Below are 17,826 nucleotides of genomic sequence, written 5' to 3'. Positions count from 1 at the left end.
TTAAGAAACAGAACTTAGTGAGAAAGCATTATGACAACAGTACTTGTAGTTGAGGATACTGCTTCTGAGCAGGATTTAATTGTAAGCTATTTAATAGAAAGTGGTTACTACGTAATCAGTGCAACTAATGGACAAGAAGCTCTCAAAAAAATTGAAGGGAGAAAGCCTGATGTTGTAATTACAGATTTGGTAATGCCTGGAATGAGTGGATTAGAGCTATGCCGCAGTCTAAAAAAGAATGCTGAGACAAAAGATGTGCCGATTGTGGCATGTACCTCTAAAAATCAAGAGCTTGACAAGTTATGGGGTATGAAACAAGGAATTGATATCTACATTACCAAGCCCTTCTCCCGTGAGGATATCTTACGAGCTATTCGTTCTGTAGCCTAAGTCACTAAGCTCTAATTGTCATGCTCGATCAGTTTCCATATAATTTAAGGAGGTAAGAGATTGATTACAGTATTGGTAGTGGAAGACACGTCTTCAGAACGTGAATTAATTTGTGAGTATTTACGTCAGGGAGGATATTCAGTCGTAAGTGCTTGTGATGGCAAGGAAGGATTGGAAAAGCTTGAGTCGGCTAAACCGAATATTGTTATTACCGATCTGGTAATGCCTGGAATGAGTGGATTAGAGTTATGTCGGGCAGTCAAAAAAAATGCTGCTGGTAAAGTACCTGTAATTGCTTGTACTTCTAAAACCCAAGAACTCGATCGCCTATGGGGGATGAAACAGGGGGTTGATGTCTATCTCACTAAGCCATTTACAAAGGAGGAGATTTTACATGCAGTGCGATCGCTGGCGGTAGGAGGATGAAATGGTTGATTTGATGATCGAGTTACAGGAGGAACATTCTCAGGCGATCGCAGGCTTGCCCTATTTAAGCTTGCAGCTAAGCCCCGATGTAAAAGTCGCTGTGCAGTTAAAATTTGTACGTGAAACCCTAGTGTTAACGGCTGATCGCTTCACACAAATGCCCAATGTTCATCCTTGTCTGATGGGGTTAGTTGAGCATCGCAGCAACGTTTTTTGGGTACTGGACTTGCCTCAGCTACTAGGTTTTGCCCCAATTGATTCGACTACGATCGAGACGCATATCGCAGTTTTGCAAATTGGGGGCGCATTTATTGGTCTAGGTGTTTATCGGGTGGGGAGGGTGGTGCGATTGACTGAGCCTGAGATCGTATCACCACGAGAATCACCTAATGTTAAGACCCCAATCGAGCTTGTGCCTTTTCTGCGGGGTTGGGTCATTCAGTCAGAAACGGTTAACGACAATCTGTACGTGTTAGATACCGAAGCGATCGCCAATCATAACTTCAGCGTATAGATTTCATTTTTCCTTTTTTCCCTTTTCACTTTTTCCTTGAAAAACGGAGTTTTTAATCATGGTACTTGATTCACGTTCTCGCGTTGATAGCTCTGAGGCAATCAATAGCGATGGTGCAACATCTTCTAATAATGGCTCTAGTGCTGCAACTGTAGCCACAGTTAGTCCTTCCATATCTGTACCTACTGCGCCAGCATTAAAAAAGAACCCTATCGGGAACTGGTGGCAAGCTTTAGGTCTACGGACTAAGACGACAATTGCATCGGTTGCAGGGATCACCATTCCGTTGTTAGTCTTAGGAGGATTTACGGTCATCTACGTTGGACAAGATATTGCAACTTCAACCAAAAAGATTGAAGCCGCAAGTGCAAATGGGATAGCATATCGGGTTGCGTATTTCATGAGAGAAAGGTATGGGGATATTCAAGTGCTTGCGCAACTATCATTCTTGACTAACCCAAAAGTACAAGCTTTGCTGCCCATTTCTGAACAGAAAGCAATTTTAGAAAACTATCTCAAGAGTTATATTGTCTATGACAGTATTGCGGTCTATCGCTTGGATGGTAGTTTACTGATAGACTCAAGCTCAGAACCACCACCTGCAAACATCGCCAAACGTGAATACTTTCAGACAACTGTAAGTACAGACAAGCCATTTATCAGTCAGCCCGAAGCTTCTGTTGTTACCAAGAAAATAAGTGTTTTTATTGCCGCACCAGTTAAAGATGTTACAACTGGAAAAACTATTGCAATCGTGCGTACAAGAATGCAAGCTTCTGCTCTTGAAGACCTGATCAAAGATTTCGGCGTTAATGGCGAACAATATCACTTGGTTGAGTCGAATGGTAAGTTCTTCGTAGCCCTAGAGAAAGATCAAGTTGGACGCGATCTAAAAACTGACTTTCCAACACTAGCTCCTGTTGTAGAGAAGAGGGAAATAGGAGCAGCAACATCGATCGATCTAATTTCTAATAAAGAACAATTTGTAGGTTATGCACCGCTTCCCAAACTAGAGGGATTACCAGATCTAAAATGGGATGCTGTAATGGCAGTCGATACAGCGATCGCACTCAAGCCATTACAACAATTACTGTTAATCCTAGTAGCGGCAACTGGTGCAGTAGGCATATTAGCAGCAGCCTTGGCGTTCTTGATCGCCCAACGCGCCACCCGTCCAATTATCAACGCAACTGCGGCGGTGGTCGAACTAGGCAAAGGTAATCTCGATACTCGCCTTACCGTAGAAGGTCAAGATGAAATGGCGCAACTGGGAGGCAACATCAACTTGATGGCGGGTCAGTTGCAAGAGTTTATTGCGCTTCAAGAAGAGCAAACCCGCCAATCTGCTGAATTAGCAGAAAAAGAACGCCTACGTAGTGAATCAATTCAACGTGAGTTGATTACTTTGCTATCTGACGTTGAAGGTGCGGCGAGTGGAGACTTGACCGTTCGCGCTCAAATCTCGGCTGGTGAAATTGGCATCGTTGCCGACTTTTTTAACGCGATCGTGGAAAGTTTGCGGGACGTTGTATCGCAAGTAAAAATCGCCACTTTACAGGTAAACAACTCAGTAAATACCAACAATGCATCGATTCGCACCTTAGCAAGCGACGCAACCTTACAAGCAGAACAACTTGATGATGCTCTGCAATCTGTAGAACAGATGACTGACTCGATTCAGCAGGTAGCAAGTAATGCTAAAGAAGCGGCGGATGCTTCTAACTTAGCAGCGACAACTGCCGAAACTGGTAGCATTGCGATCGAGCAGTCAGCAACAAGTATCCTGCAACTACGTCAAACCGTTGCCGAAACCACCAAAAAGGTAAAGCGTCTCGGTGAAGCATCGCAACAGATTTCCAAGGTTGTCGTACTGATTGATCAGATTGCGCTAAAAACGAACATGCTTGCGGTAAACGCCAGTATTGAGGCAGCGCGTGCGGGTGAAGAAGGTCGAGGCTTTGCGGTAGTTGCGGAAGAAGTTGGAGCATTGGCTGCTCAGTCCGCGACAGCAACCAAAGAAATCGCTCGGATTGTCGAAAGTATCCAACAAGAAACTAGTGAAGTAGTAGAATCAATGGAATCTAGTACATTACAGGTGGTTGAAGGTACGAATAAGGTCGAAGATGCGCGAAAGAGTTTGAGCCAGATTGTGGATGTGGCGAGGAAAGTAAATGAACTTTTTCAAGGCATTTCAACAGCAACAACTTCGCAGGTGCAAACCTCACAATCAGTAAAACTGGTTATGGAAAATCTCTCCACCCAGTCCCAAAAATCTTCAGCTACTTCCCGTGAAGTTGCGATCGCTCTCCAAGAAACTGCGGACGTTGCTAGTAAGCTACAAGCTTCTGTGGAAACCTTTAAGGTTGATGCTGCATAAAGTTTTTGCCCCCTGTGCTTCGCACAGGGGGCAAAAATAATTTTTAAAATTAGTAGAGGTCGATATGGCAACTAATACATTAAGCGATCGCGAATGGGAAGTTCGATTGCTATTTCTCGACGAAGTTAAAGATTTTTTGGCGGATATTGAGACGGAAATCATCGGTTTAAGCGATCGCGGGTTGCAGAAATCGGCTCTCGACAAGATTTTGCGGGCTGCACACTCGATGAAAGGTGGTGCGGGGATGATGGGCTTTATGGCTCTCAGTGAACTCGCTCACCAACTAGAAGACTTTTTTAAGATTTTACAAGCTGGCAACAAAAACACGACTCCTGAGATCGAAAGCCTATTCCTGAGTGCGATCGACAACATGAGAGAAACTGCTAATATTCATAAGCAGCGAAGAACTCCCGAGGATAATTGGTTACGAGAATTTGCTAATCCTCCCTTTACTCATTTGCGCACAATTTTAGGTGAGCTAACAGCACAAGATGAAGCGAATCTACTATCTGAAGAAGCAGGTGAGGATATGCGTGTCCTCATGTTTTCAACTGAAGTAGATGCTTGTTTGGAGAGATTGACTACTGTCCTAGCTGATCAAAACTCTCAGGTACTGAGGGAAGAGTTTGAGCTCACCAGTCAAGAATTTGGCTGCTTAGGAGAAATGTTAGAGCTTCCTGCATTTAGCAATCTTTGTGCAGAAATTAGTGCTGCTCTGGAATCAAAAGAACATAATCTTCGCGAAGTGACAACGGCTGCACTGGAAGCTTGGAGACGATCGCAAGCCCTTGTTTTGGTTGGGCAGTTTCAGGCTTTACCTGAACATTTTGAGATAGCCACCTTCTTGGATTCAGGCTCAGGAGATCTCAATTCTCCTAGCCCAGTAGACTCTAAACCCACATTATTAGATAGTAGTTTTTGGCAAGAAGATCAAACAATTAGTCTAGAAAAATCAGCGGTAGATCTAGAAGAAATCCAAGTTTTAAGCTTTGATAGTGATACAGCAGCCGATGCTCCTGCTCAACCTGATCAAAATCTAGATGCGACGATTCGCGTTCCTCTTCGTCAGCTAGAAGCACTTAGCGATCGCTTTGGTGAGTTAAATGCTGAACGGAGTGGATTGCGCCTACAACTAAAACGGATGCGCGATCTAGTACAACTCTTAAATACAAGAATGCATGGCTTAGAGCAATCTAATGCTCAATTAAGAGATGCCTATGATCGCGTAGCAACCTCCTCCGAGTCGTTCATTCCTATCAATGCAGTAATGGCAACCGAAACACCGACGAGTATTAAGGGCGATCGCTTTACCAGTCAAAGTCAAAGCAACGAAGTATTTCTACCCTATGCTAGTCGATTTGATTTACTAGAAATGGATTCCTATAGTGAGTTGCATGTACTATCACGGGAAATCATGGATAGTGTAGTGCAGTTACAAGAAGTTTCCAGCGATTTGGAAACCGCTTTAACTGATACTGAAGGAACTGAGCGTGAGCTAGGACGTGTTTCACGGCAAATGCAAACTGCGATCGAGCAAGCGAGAATGCGAATGCTTAGTGAAGTCTTAGGGAGATTTCCGCGTTTGCTACGGGATTTATCATTGACCCATGGCAAACAGGTTGAACTTATCTTGCGCGGGAGTTCAACCTTAGTTGAGCGATCAGTATTAGACGTTTTAGAAGATCCGCTTTTACATCTAATTCGCAATGCCTTCGATCATGGTATCGAAACACCAGAAACTCGAATAGCTCAGGGGAAGCCACCGAAAGGAAAGATCGAAATTGCCGCTGGATATCGCGGCAACCAAACTGTAATTACTGTCAGTGATGATGGCAATGGTATTAATTTTACCAAGCTACGCGATCGCGCTTTGCAGATGGGATTAAGCGAGAGTGATCTTGATGGCTGCAGTGAAGCTGAACTACTGGAGTTGATTTTTGAAGCAGGATTTAGCACTGCCGATCGCGTGACTGAGCTTTCAGGTCGTGGTGTTGGTATGGATGTGGTGCGCTCTAATTTGAATGTGATTGGTGGCAGCGTTCGTGTCGAAACCGAATCTGGACAAGGGACAACTTTTATCTTGACAGTGCCAGTATCTCTCTCAATTGCGCGAGTGCTTTTATTTGAAAGCAATGGTTTGCAGATGGCAATTCTGACCAGTGCTGTTGAAGAAATTCTCTTAATTAAAGATACTTCGATCTACACAGTCGCCAATCAAGAAGTGTTGGATTGGCAAGGATATTCAGTACCTTTATTAAAATTAGGCGATCGCCTCCACTTCTCGCGTCCGCAATTTCAAATTGAAACTGAAAACCGCCCGATTGTAGATGAGCCTTTAATGTTAGTTGTTACGCGCAATAACGTTCCTTTCGGATTGCAAGTGGAGCGCTATTGGGGTGAGCAGGAAGTAACCATTCGTGGTTTGCAAAGTCAGATCCCAATGCCCACTGGGTTTATGGGTTGCGCAATTTTAGGTGGTGGTAAGCTTGTGCCATTGGTAGATATTGATAGCCTATTAACTTGGTCAATTGCCGATATTGATGCACCTCCTAGTAAAACACTCACCTTGCCTTCTGAGCGAGGCGATCGACGGGTTACCGTACTGATCGTTGATGATTCAATTAATGTGCGGAGATTCTTAGCGATGACATTGGAGAAATCGGGCTATCGAGTGGAACAAGCTAAAGATGGACTAGAAGCAATGGAGAAGTTGCGGAAATTGCAAACATCACCGAAAAGCTCCAGAGTCAAAGCCGTGATCTGCGATATCGAAATGCCTCGGTTAGACGGATTTGGCTTCTTAGTACAATCTCGTGGCGATGATAGTTGCAAAAATATTCCTGTGATGATGCTCACATCTCGAAGTGGTGCAAAACATCGAGACTTAGCAATGCGTCTGGGAGCTTCTGCATATTTTGCCAAGCCATTTAAAGATAATGAACTCTTGCAAACGTTATCTCAGCTTGTCGCTAATTAATTACGAATTACGAATTATCAATTACGAATTATGCCAGCCATTTCTTCTCTGCGATCGCAACGACTTTCAGAACTTCGTCCTGATATCGGAAAGCAATATGTTGCTTTCCGCTTACGTCTTGCTTGGTTTATTCTGCCAATTGAATCCATATATCGAGTCATTCCCCTTGAGAAACATATTCCCAAAATTACTCTGGCAGGACAAAACGTGCCACTCATTGATCTAGGGAAAATACTATTTGGTCAAACTAAAGTCCAAGTAAGTGATATTCCTCAGTTAGTTGTTAATGGAGCATCTGTATCTTCAAAGCCCTCCTTGATAATTGTTTGCAATCAAAAAGAGGATTTAATTGGCATACTGAGCAATTCTCAACCTGCCCTGCAAAGAGTCGCACAAGATCAAATTGTCCCACTTCCTCCAACCTATAGTGAGCGATGGAAAGTTGACTTTATCAGCTCCATGACTCTTCCTTCTAAGGATCTCCCTTCTTTATTTGAGATCAATAGCGATCGCCTTATTTCGACCGTCTTAAAAAAGAACAAATAATACAAAAGCACAAAATGGCGTAGCCATTTTGTGCTTTTAAAACTTTTACATGTTTTGATTTTTAATTTAAAGAAGTGTCGGCTTACTAAGGATTTTGGCTCTGTTTTTTTAATTATGCCGAGGTACTTACAACCAAAAAAATAGGAGTAGTGCGATGCACTACTCCTATTTTTTTGTCAAAAATTAAGTTTGACTAGTAAGATCGATATTGACCGCTAAAGATTTGTCGCACGTTACTATGACCGCAAATATCACCACTAAATTTTCCCCAGCCGAAATCAAGTCTGAAGGCTTGACCTTAGATGAGTATCAGATGATTTGTGATCGCCTAAATCGCGAACCCAACAAAGCCGAATTGGGGATGTTTGGCGTAATGTGGTCAGAGCATTGCTGCTACAAAAATTCACGTCCATTACTTAAGCAATTCCCGACCACAGGCGATCGCATTCTGGTAGGCCCTGGGGAAAATGCAGGTGTAGTCAAGATTACCGATGATATTGCCATCAGTTTCAAGATCGAAAGCCATAATCGCCCGTCAGCAGTCGAGCCATATCAAGGTGCAGCGACAGGCGTAGGCGGTATTTTACGAGATATTTTCACGATGGGAGCGCGTCCCGTCGCGATTCTCAACTCATTACGTTTTGGTGAACTTTCCGATCCTTGGGTGCGGAGTCGAGTTAATGGCATTGTCAATGGTATTGCTGGCTATGGCAATTGCATTGGTGTCCCTACCGTTGGCGGTGAAGTTTATTTTGATAAAGCCTATAACCGTAATCCTCTCGTCAATGCAATGGCGATCGGGATTATGGAAACCAAAGAAATTGTCAAATCGGGAGCTTCTGGCACTGGGAATCCTGTGATCTATGTTGGCTCCACTACGGGGCGCGATGGTATGAAGGGAGCGAGTTTTGCTAGTACAGAGATCTCAGATAAATCCGAACAAAGTCGTTCGGCGGTACAAGTAGGCGATCCATTCTTAGAGAAGTCTTTAGTGGAAGCTTGTTTAGAAGCTTTCAAAACAGGCGCAGTTGTGGCGGCGCAAGACATGGGTGCGGCAGGTTTAACCTGTTCAACTTCTGAAATGGCGGCGAAAGGTGGCGTTGGTGTTGTTCTCGATTTGGACAAGATTCCTGCTAGAGAAACGGGAATGACTCCCTATGAATATTTGCTGTCGGAATCGCAGGAAAGAATGCTCTTTGTTGCACATAAAGGAAGAGAAGCAGAACTCATTGAAATTTTCGAGCGTTGGGGACTTCATGCCGTTGTTGCTGGTGAAGTTCTTGCCGAGCCAATTGTGCGAATTCTTTGGCATGGTGAAGTTGCTGCGGAGATTCCTGCGACCGCGTTGGCAGATAATACACCGATTTATCATCGTCAGTTAGCTGATACGCCTGATTATGCTAAAAAAGCTTGGGCTTGGGATGAGAAAGCGGCGATCGCCGCTTTCCCATCCATTACTCCCAATGATGCACTTTTACAATTGCTAGATACGCCTGCGATCGCATCGAAAGCATGGGTCTATCGCCAATACGATCATCAAGTGCAAAATAATACAGTCATCTTCCCAGGGGGAGCCGATGCTGCCGTAATTCGTTTACGCAGTCAAGGCTTTGGTGTCGGTGACTTAGAATCGACAGCTTCTCAAATTGATTCTCTTGTTGGTGTCTCGGCTACAGTCGATTGCAATGCCCGTTATGTTTACCTCGATCCTTACGAAGGTGCAAAACTTGCGGTTGCGGAGGCAGCGCGAAACTTGTCCTGTGTCGGTTCCGAGCCTCTATCCGTAACCGATAATTTAAACTTTGGCAGCCCAGAAAATGCGATCGGCTATTGGCAACTTCACGAAGCATGTCGTGGAATTGCTGATGCTTGTCGTGAGCTATCAACGCCTGTGACGGGTGGTAACGTCTCACTCTACAACGAAACTATCGACTCAGATGGCAATTCTCAACCAATCTATCCTACACCTGTAATCGGTATGGTGGGCTTAGTTGAAGATGTAACTAAGGTTGTTAGACAGGGTTGGAAAGCGGTCGGTGATGCGATTTATCTACTCGGTAGCGATCGCGCTAGTTTGGCAGGTTCTGAATATCTCGCTTCAGTTATTGGTGAGGTGACAGGTCGTCCACAACCTGTAGATTTCGAGCTAGAACGAAAAGTTCAATTTGCTTGTCGTCAAGGTATTACTCAAGGTTTAGTCCAGTCAGCCCATGACTGTTCTGATGGTGGGCTTGCTGTCGCGATCGCAGAATCATGCATCTCTGGCAAACTCACGGCACAAATCAAACTAGCCAATCTTGAAGGCAATCACCTTACTCAACTCCTCTTTGGTGAAGGCGCGAGTAGAATAGTGGTATCCGTGAAAGAATGCGATCGCAATGCTTGGGAAACCTATCTCACTAGCCAGCTAAGCAATAACTGGCAATATATTGGCATTGTCAGCGATGCAGCAAGAGATTTGGAGATTATTGTTGGAGGAGAGAAGGCGATTTCTGTATCTTTATCTCAAATCACAAAAAACTTTAATGAGGCAATTCCCAAACGTATGGGACATATTTTGTAAAGAAGCAACATAAAAAGTTAAGCAGCGCGGAGCGCTGCTTAACTTTTTATGTTGTTAGAACCAAGTGCGATCGCTTATGGCTGCTTGCATTTTGCTAATCGCCTCATCCACAGAGATTACACCGAGCTCACCATGCTTGCGGCTGCGAATGCTGAGAGTGCCAGCATCAACTTCTTTCGCACCAATTACTGCCATTACAGGTACTTTCTCCATCTCAGCTTTGCGGATTTGCTTCGCCATGCGATCGCCGCTATGGTCTAGCTGGACTCGCAAACCTGCGGCTTTCATCTTGGCGGCAACTTGCTCAGCATATTCCATTTGACTGTCAGAAACCGCAATTAGCTTAGCTTGCACAGGAGCTAACCAAAGAGGAAAATCACCAGCATAGTTTTCAATCAGTACGCCGATGAAACGCTCGACGGAACCAAAAAGTGCACGGTGAATCATGATTGGTTGATGACGTACACCATCTTCACCAACATATTCCATCTTGAAGCGATCGGGCAAATTGAAATCTAGCTGAATTGTCGAACATTGCCAACGGCGACCGATCGCATCTTCGATCTTGATATCAATCTTTGGACCATAGAAAGCGCCACCACCTTCATCGACCACATAGTCCCAGCCCTTATGATTGAGAGCCTGTTTTAGCGCCTCAGTAGACTTTTCCCAAATCTCGTCAGAGCCAACATATTTTTCGGGACGGGTCGAGAGATTGATCTCATAATTCTCAAAGCCAAAGGTCGAGAGAATTAATTCCGCAAGATTGAGTACGCCAATAATTTCCTGTTCGATTTGTGCCTCAGTACAGAAGATATGCGCATCATCTTGCGTAAAGCCGCGCACACGCATCAGCCCATGCATGGTTCCAGAGCGCTCATAACGATAGACTGTGCCAAGCTCAGCATAGCGAATCGGAAACTCTTTGTAGGAATGTAAAGTGTCTTTGTAAATCAACACATGGAACGGACAGTTCATCGGCTTAAGCTGATAAACTTGATGCTCCACTTCCATCGGCTGAAACATACTTTCGCGATAGAAGTCGTTATGCCCTGAAATTTTCCACAGGTCAAGGTTTGCCATGTGGGGAGTGGTTACTGCCTCATAGCCATTCTGGGCATGAGTATCTTTCCAGAATGCTTCGATGGTGTTGCGGATAATCGCGCCGCGAGGATGCCAGAAAACCAAACCGCCACCAGCTTCTTCTTGAATGCTGAATAGTTGCAGATCTTTGCCGATGGTGCGGTGATCGCGACGTTTGGCTTCTTCGAGCATTTGGTGATACGCCTGAAGTTGTTCAGGAGTTTCCCAAGCCGTGCCATAAATCCGTTGTAGCATTGGATTCTTTTCGTCGCCGCGCCAGTATGCTCCTGCAATGCTTTCTAGGGCAAAAGCATCGGGATTAATATCGCCAGTAGCATCTAGGTGGGGGCCAGCACACAAGTCCCACCAAGGCTGTTTTTCAAATTTTTCAGGATCGCCAATGAAATAACGGCTAATATTTTGCCCTTCAGGAATGGCAGCTAGCAATTCAATTTTGTAAGGCTCATTTAGTTTCTCGATTTCGGTAAGCATCTCAGGACGTGGTAATTCCTGACGCACAAGGGGTTGATTCCACTTGATGATCCGCTTCATTTCCTTAGCGATCGCCTTTAGATCACTGGGTGTAAAATGCTCAGAGCGATCGAAATCGTAATAAAAGCCATTTTCAGTTGCAGGGCCGATAGTCACCTTAGCATCGGGATATAACTTTTGAACTGCCATTGCCATCACATGAGAGCAGGTGTGGCGAATCCGCGCTAGTTTTTCGGTATCGGCTTGCCGCAGGATATCACTAGGTTTAATATCACTAGGTTTGCTTTCGCTGGGCTTTACTGCAACTGCATCCATAACTTGATGTCGTGACCTTATTTATTACAAGAATTATCGAATACTATACTTAGAGTCTACCATCTTAACTTTTTTCGCTGAGTATATGATTAATGATGTGAAGCAAAAGCTATTCTCATGCTAAAAGCTGATTTTGAGATTTTTAGCCATAGGCTCTAAAAAAACAAAGGCAGTTTCATATAGCGCTTTGCGCTCAAACCAGAACCGAAATAAATTTATTGAAAGTGTTGCATCGCAACACTTTCAATAAATTTATTTCGGTTCGGTTGATCGGAAATTGCTGTAATTAGCATCGACGGGTATAGCGATCGCGACTCTATCGATGCTGTTATCAACAAACTTTATTCTTTATTTTAGTTGCCATGACTAATGCTGATTCCGAGCAATTTCTTGATACCTCAAGCCAAATCATCACAGTAAGTCCTGATTGTGAAACCTCCACCTTGCAAAAACTTCCCTATTTTGTTGGCATCTCTGGGGCTACTGCGGGATCAAAGGGGATTTCGATGAATTTGGTGATTATTCCCGCAGGAGGCTCCGCTGAGCCACATTTCCACCGTGACTATGAAACCGCAATTTATTTGGTCAAAGGAAGGGTGGAAACTCGCTATGGCAAAGGTTTACAACATTCAGTAATTAATGAAGCAGGTGATTTTCTGTTTATTCCTGCTGGTGTGCCCCATCAACCGCATAATCTCAGCGATACTGAGGCAGCCCATGCGATCGTTTCACGTAACGATCCCAACGAACAAGAAAATGTAGTTCTTTATAATCCCGATATTGAGTAGTCAAAAAAATGGATATTCACGCCCTAAGAGAAGATTACAAGCAAGGAGAGCTTAGACGCAAAGATCTTCACGATGATCCCTTCAAGCAATTTGAAAAATGGTTTCAGCAAGCCTGTAACGCCGAGTTACTAGAACCAAATGCCATGACCCTATCGACAGTTTCTGCACAAGGTCAGCCATTTATGCGCACGGTATTGCTGAAATACTTTGATGCCAATGGATTGGTTTTCTTTACAAATTATGAGAGTCGTAAAGCAACTCAGATGAATGCAAATCCAAAGGTTTCTATTCTGTTTACTTGGTTGCCACTTCAAAGGCAAGTCCATATTACAGGAACTGCTGAGAAAGTAACTACTGCCGAATCATTAGAATATTTCACCTCTCGCCCTAGAGGTAGCCAGTTAGGAGCTTGGACTTCTCAACAAAGCTCCGTGATTTCTTCAAAACAACTTCTGCTGATGCAATTTGAACATATGAAGAACAAGTTTTTGGATGGAGAGATACCTCTACCAGATTTTTGGGGTGGCTATCGGGTCGTTCCTGATAGTTTTGAGTTTTGGCAGGGCTGTACTAATCGCTTGCACGATCGCTTTTTATATACTCACCAAGAAGAGCAAGCATGGCAAATTCAAAGGCTAGCGCCTTGATATAAAAGCAATAGAGTGCGTAGCACTCTATTGCTTTTGATCGTAAAATTCAAGCTTCAGGAGGAGTTGATGCAGGTATCTGAGGAACAAGTTGCGATCGCTGAGATTCTGAAACTAATCCTATCAAGATTTCTTTTACTTCTAGCTGCTTCTTTGCATTAGTGGAGACGTAGTTAACTCTAATTACAGAATCGCTAAAAGGTATGTCAGCAGAAGATTGAGAATAAACATCAATACGAGGAGTCGGCATATCAGTCTGACTTGACAACAAAGCAGAGGCTACTGCCATATCATCCATATTTAAGAGCCGAATGATTTCATCCCTAGATTCTTCAGTTGCACTGCCAATCAATTTTGTTTCTCCATACCATTCATTACCTTCTTCGTTGAATGGTTCCTTTGCAGCAGCAAAAGGAATAGAAGCAGCCAAGAAACCAACAATCCCTAACTCGATCAACCAGAGTAAATAAGTAAAAGTATCATTGAGTTTAAGTTTGCTACTGCCTCTACTAATGCTTGTCCCTTCTTTTGCAGACATTTTCAAGAAGCCAACAAATCCTGAAGAACCCGTCTCTTGTTGCAAAAACACATTAATTTGTTCGTTTGCTAGATTCTTATCTGTAACGTTGTACTCTCGCTCCATGATTGATGCAGTTTCTTGTTGAAAATTCATGTACTGCCCATACATCAGAGCCCCATAGGTAACAATACCACCCAAAAGCCCCATTCCAAGAGCGACAAGCGGACTCCGAATTTTTCCTTTTTTAACGGCAAATCCCAATACACTTCCTGTGGCAAATCCCATACCCATTGGGAATAGAACAATGAAGTAAATAAATTTACCGATAAATGCAGTTGCTCCGCCGATCGCTACACCTGAGACCAAAGAAGAGACAGCTAATATAGCAACACCCTGTGATGGCGCAATATTGCTCGGTTGGTAATTTCTCATGATTGATTGAAAGCTATAGTTTGTATAGATTTAATCCCGCTATTTTGCCGTAGTTTATAACGTTTAAATAATAAGAAATTTAATATTGAGTAACTACTCCTTTCCCATTCGAGAAATAGCGGTGCGGGGTAAAGCCCCGCACCGCTATTTCTTGGTTTTATCTATTAATGGGAAGAGAATAGTTATTAGCGATCACCAATAGGCATATAGGTTACATCATGTAATCCTGTATAAACTTGAGTTGGACGGAACAGGCGGTTATCGGAAAGCTGTTCTTTCCAGTGAGCTAGCCAACCAGGCACACGGGCGATCGCAAAAATAGTTGTAAACAAATTACTAGGAATTCCTAGTTTTTTGTAAACCAATCCCGAATAGAAATCCACGTTAGGATGAATCCCCTTGCTAGCTAACTTCTCATAGGCTTGCTTTTCTAGTTCTAGAGCAATGTCATAGTAAGGATCATGACCAAACTCATCAAACATTTTATGAACTAAGTCCTGTAAAACGATCGCTCGTGGATCTTTGACTTTATAAATACGATGTCCAAAGCCCATGAGCTTTTCTTTGCGCTCAATCTTTCGCTCAAGGTAAGCAGTCACATTCTCAACTGAGCCAATCTCTTCGAGCATCATCATTACTTGCTCATTAGCGCCGCCATGTAAAGGGCCAGCAAGAGTACCGATTGCTGAAGTCATCACCGCATAGGGATCAGTCAAAGTTGAAGCAGTTACTAAAGCCGCAAAGGTCGAAGCATTAACAGTATGTTCTGCATGAAGAGTTAAACATACATCAAAAATATAGGCTGCGAGAGGATCAGGAACCTTCTCGTTTAACATGTATAGGAAATTAGAGGCATAGTCCAAATCATCGCGAGGCATCACGGGATCATTGCCTTGACGCATCATATGAAAAGCTGCCACCATCGTCGGTACTTTTGCTAGCAGTCTTACTGTCGCCTGATAAATGTAGTCTGCATCATGGAAATTCCCCAGAGGATAGAACATTCCTAATGCTGCGACACTTGTTTGGAGTGCATCCATGGGATGAGCATTATCAGGAAATGACTTAATCATGTCGCGAATGCGATACTTAATTCTTCTTCTATGGGTGAGATCATGCTCAAACTCTTCTAGTTCCGTAGCTTTAGGCAATTCACCGAAGATTAGTAAGTAGCTGGTTTCAAGGAAATGGCTATGCTTGCAAAGATCCTCAATGCGGATACCTCGATATTCCAGCAAACCCGCTTGACCATCAACATAACTTATATTTGACTGGGTTGCAGGAACCCCCTCTAAGCCAGGCTTATATTCTCCGATCGCCATATCTTAAGCTACCTTACATGATTAGTTTTATTTATTTCTTAGCTTATTTTATCGTTATGTATGCTTATGACTGTACATACCTAACAATAAACCCAAATATCAAGAGAGGACGCTTAGCGTCCTCTCTTGATATTTGGGTTTTACGCTGAAATTATTGGAAAGGATTGTTACCTTGCTTACCAAATAGGGAAGCTTCACCCTTGATTACAGCTTTTCCAAGGTTAAAAGCTGCCCATGCAGCTACCAAAACAATCGGGCCTAATACTATTAATACTCTTAAATCCATATGTTTATACCGATTAACTAGAAATTGATTTTAGTACTCATTATGACAGCAAATCTGAAAGTTGAACCCTAAAAAGTCGATGTGAGAGCAAAGCTTGCACATTGACTTTTTAGGGTTTTGCCAATTCGTGATATATGTCATTTGTCTAAATTTTAATTTTTATGGAATACTGGCAAGCTTTTGTTTTAGGGATCGTGCAAGGACTAACTGAATTTTTGCCGATTAGTAGTACAGCTCATTTGAAGGTGGTTCCTGCAATTTTTGGGTGGAAAGATGCTGGTCTATCTTTTGATGCTGTGATTCAACTTGGTAGTATTGCCGCAGTTGTCGGCTATTTCTGGAAAGATCTTAGCAATATTACACTAGGCAGTATCAAAGCTGTCCGATCGCAAAACTATAAGTCCCAAGAATTTAAGTTAGCAGTGGCGATCGCCCTCGGAACAATCCCAATTTTATTTGGCGGCTTACTAATTAAAGTTTTTGTCCCAGACTATGACAAATCACCTCTGCGGAGTCTGACCGCGATCGCGATCGCTTCAATAGTAATGTCAAGTTTGCTTGCCCTAGCGGAGATATTGGGTCAGCGAGGTAAAACTGAAAAGCGTCAATTTCATAGAGTCCGAGTAATTGATGGCATTTTGATGGGGATAGCACAAACAATGGCACTTGTGCCAGGAGTTTCGCGTTCAGGCTCAACTTTAACCGCAGGTTTGTTCCTAGGATTAGATCGCGTTGCTGCTACTAGATTTTCCTTTTTGCTAGGTATTCCTGCGATCACTATTGGTGGGCTGGTTGAGTTAATCAGCTTGATCAAAAAAGGGTTTGGTGACGTTGGTGCAGGACAGCTTGCGATCGGGCTATTCTCTTCGGTAATTTTTTCGTATTTAGCGATCGCATGGCTTTTGAAATTCTTTCAAACCCATACAACATGGGTATTTGTCGGCTACCGCTTAATTTTTGGAGCTTTATTACTTACAGGTGTGAGCTTAGGCTGGCTCAAATAAAAAATAAGGGAGTGCTTTGCACTGCCTTATTTTTAAATAAATCTTCAATAATTCTCAATTATGAAAGCCAATTTTTATAATGAAATAAACAAATAAATCTTCGCGCAGCGAAGATTTATTTGTTTATTTCATGTATAGTTGTAGATCGCACGATCTTTCATGCTCGGATCGGGTTATTTAGAAAATTGGTGAAACTAGATAATACTAATTTCCCAATACCTGTACGGCATCTACTGAATATTTAAACACCATGAGTTACGCAATCATTGAAACAGGCGGTAAGCAATATCGCGTCGAAGTCGGCAGATTTTATGACGTTGAGCTACTTGAAGCCGAAGAAGATAGTAAATTGACAATTGATAAAGTTTTGTTTGTCAATATGGATGGCGACATTTCTATTGGTCAGCCCATTGTTGATAGCGCTAGCGTAGAAGTTACCGTAATGCGCCATCACAAGGCGAAAAAAGTAATCGTATACAAAATGCGTCCTAAGAAGAAAACTCGCAGAAAGAATGGTCACCGTCAGCCATTGACTCGGATCATGGTTGAAGCAATCAATCTCAGTGGTCAAGCTGCTTAAAACCAGTTATCACATACAAAAGGCGCTTTATACCTTTTGTATGTAAGAGTCTTTAACTATTTAATGAGGATACAAAAAAATGGCACATAAGAAGGGTACGGGTAGTACAAGAAACGGACGTGACTCTAATGCTAAGCGCCTTGGCGTAAAGCGTTACGGTGGTCAAGTCGTTAAGGCTGGTAGCATCCTAGTTCGTCAACGTGGCACTAAGTTTCACCCAGGCAATAATGTCGGTCGTGGTAGTGATGACACATTGTACGCAACTGTTGATGGCGTTGTGACTTTTGAGCGCTTTGGCAAAACTCGCAAGAAAATCAGCGTTTATGCACCTGTAGCTGTAGAAGTTGCAGAAGCAGAAGTTGCTTAGGATCTTACGCAAAATAATCAAACAAAAAAAGAGCGACGGGCTAAGCCCGTCGCTCTTTTTTTGTTTGATTATGGATCGTTTTTTCATTAGAGTTATACCAATTCACAAAAGTGTGACAACACTTTCGTGAATTGGTATAGCAATGTAAGCTTTGCTTAGGACATAAAACCCAAAAGATGAAAGGCAGAGCGAAGCTC

At 43.1% G+C, this 17,826-nt stretch carries 16 protein-coding genes; 12 read left to right on the top strand and 4 right to left on the bottom strand.

Going from position 1 to position 17,826, the window contains the following annotated elements; genetic code table 11:
• The first annotated feature begins 30 nt into the window (after positions 1-30).
• The 7 genes from PseudUWO311_RS14225 to purL all read left to right on the top strand — a co-directional run bounded on the left by PseudUWO311_RS14225 (position 31) and on the right by purL (position 9,793).
• Positions 31-390: a PleD family two-component system response regulator gene (locus PseudUWO311_RS14225; protein ID WP_142655921.1), complete on the top strand. Its 360-nt coding sequence runs from the start codon at positions 31-33 to the stop codon at positions 388-390.
• Positions 391-450: 60 nt separating this feature from the next.
• Positions 451-816: a response regulator transcription factor gene (locus tag PseudUWO311_RS14220; RefSeq protein WP_142655920.1), complete on the top strand. Its 366-nt coding sequence runs from the start codon at positions 451-453 to the stop codon at positions 814-816.
• Between the two features lies 1 nt (position 817).
• Positions 818-1,330 (top strand): chemotaxis protein CheW, encoded by a 513-nt coding sequence (locus PseudUWO311_RS14215; protein WP_142655919.1) that lies wholly within the window; start codon positions 818-820, stop codon positions 1,328-1,330.
• A gap of 58 nt (positions 1,331-1,388) precedes the next feature.
• Complete coding sequence (locus PseudUWO311_RS14210; RefSeq protein WP_142655918.1) at positions 1,389-3,707, top strand: methyl-accepting chemotaxis protein; 2,319 nt, start codon at positions 1,389-1,391, stop codon at positions 3,705-3,707.
• Positions 3,708-3,771: 64 nt separating this feature from the next.
• Positions 3,772-6,684, top strand: a complete 2,913-nt coding sequence (locus PseudUWO311_RS14205) for a response regulator (RefSeq protein WP_142655917.1) — start codon at positions 3,772-3,774, stop codon at positions 6,682-6,684.
• 30 nt (positions 6,685-6,714) lie between these two features.
• A complete protein-coding gene (locus tag PseudUWO311_RS14200; RefSeq protein WP_142655916.1) occupies positions 6,715-7,230 on the top strand; it encodes a chemotaxis protein CheW in 516 nt (171 codons plus the stop codon).
• 238 nt (positions 7,231-7,468) lie between these two features.
• A complete protein-coding gene (gene purL / locus PseudUWO311_RS14195; RefSeq protein WP_190303503.1) occupies positions 7,469-9,793 on the top strand; it encodes a phosphoribosylformylglycinamidine synthase subunit PurL in 2,325 nt (774 codons plus the stop codon).
• Between the two features lie 54 nt (positions 9,794-9,847).
• Here purL and thrS read toward each other — a convergent pair whose 3' ends face one another.
• Positions 9,848-11,683, bottom strand: a complete 1,836-nt coding sequence (gene thrS, locus PseudUWO311_RS14190) for a threonine--tRNA ligase (protein WP_142655915.1) — start codon at positions 11,681-11,683, stop codon at positions 9,848-9,850.
• Between the two features lie 362 nt (positions 11,684-12,045).
• Between thrS and PseudUWO311_RS14185 the strand changes: the two genes are divergently transcribed.
• Both PseudUWO311_RS14185 and pdxH read left to right on the top strand, forming a co-directional pair.
• Positions 12,046-12,471 carry a cupin domain-containing protein gene (locus tag PseudUWO311_RS14185; protein ID WP_142655914.1) on the top strand — a complete coding sequence of 142 codons (426 nt, stop codon included), beginning with the start codon at positions 12,046-12,048 and terminating at the stop codon, positions 12,469-12,471.
• Positions 12,472-12,479: 8 nt separating this feature from the next.
• Entirely contained in the window at positions 12,480-13,118 is a 639-nt protein-coding gene (pdxH, locus tag PseudUWO311_RS14180) for a pyridoxamine 5'-phosphate oxidase (RefSeq protein ID WP_142655913.1), read from the top strand.
• 49 nt (positions 13,119-13,167) lie between these two features.
• Here pdxH and PseudUWO311_RS14175 read toward each other — a convergent pair whose 3' ends face one another.
• From PseudUWO311_RS14175 to PseudUWO311_RS14165, 3 genes are all read right to left on the bottom strand, one after another.
• Complete coding sequence (locus PseudUWO311_RS14175) at positions 13,168-14,070, bottom strand: hypothetical protein (RefSeq protein WP_142655912.1); 903 nt, start codon at positions 14,068-14,070, stop codon at positions 13,168-13,170.
• 185 nt (positions 14,071-14,255) lie between these two features.
• Positions 14,256-15,392, bottom strand: coding sequence for a citrate synthase (locus tag PseudUWO311_RS14170; RefSeq protein ID WP_142655911.1), 1,137 nt, complete (start codon positions 15,390-15,392; stop codon positions 14,256-14,258).
• A 151-nt stretch (positions 15,393-15,543) separates the two neighbouring features.
• Positions 15,544-15,678 (bottom strand): photosystem II protein Y, encoded by a 135-nt coding sequence (locus tag PseudUWO311_RS14165; protein ID WP_103670707.1) that lies wholly within the window; start codon positions 15,676-15,678, stop codon positions 15,544-15,546.
• Between the two features lie 161 nt (positions 15,679-15,839).
• Here PseudUWO311_RS14165 and PseudUWO311_RS14160 point away from each other — a divergent pair, with 161 nt between their 5' ends.
• From PseudUWO311_RS14160 to rpmA, 3 genes are all read left to right on the top strand, one after another.
• Positions 15,840-16,682, top strand: a complete 843-nt coding sequence (locus PseudUWO311_RS14160) for an undecaprenyl-diphosphate phosphatase (RefSeq protein WP_142655910.1) — start codon at positions 15,840-15,842, stop codon at positions 16,680-16,682.
• Positions 16,683-16,932: 250 nt separating this feature from the next.
• Positions 16,933-17,262, top strand: coding sequence for a 50S ribosomal protein L21 (gene rplU, locus PseudUWO311_RS14155; RefSeq protein WP_142655909.1), 330 nt, complete (start codon positions 16,933-16,935; stop codon positions 17,260-17,262).
• A 79-nt stretch (positions 17,263-17,341) separates the two neighbouring features.
• Positions 17,342-17,629, top strand: coding sequence for a 50S ribosomal protein L27 (gene rpmA, locus PseudUWO311_RS14150; RefSeq protein WP_009629204.1), 288 nt, complete (start codon positions 17,342-17,344; stop codon positions 17,627-17,629).
• The last annotated feature ends 197 nt before the right edge of the window (positions 17,630-17,826 follow it).

This window comes from Pseudanabaena sp. UWO311 (assembly GCF_006937785.1).
Lineage (GTDB): Bacteria > Cyanobacteriota > Cyanobacteriia > Pseudanabaenales > Pseudanabaenaceae > Pseudanabaena.
This window is presented reverse-complemented; position numbering and strand designations above follow the sequence as displayed.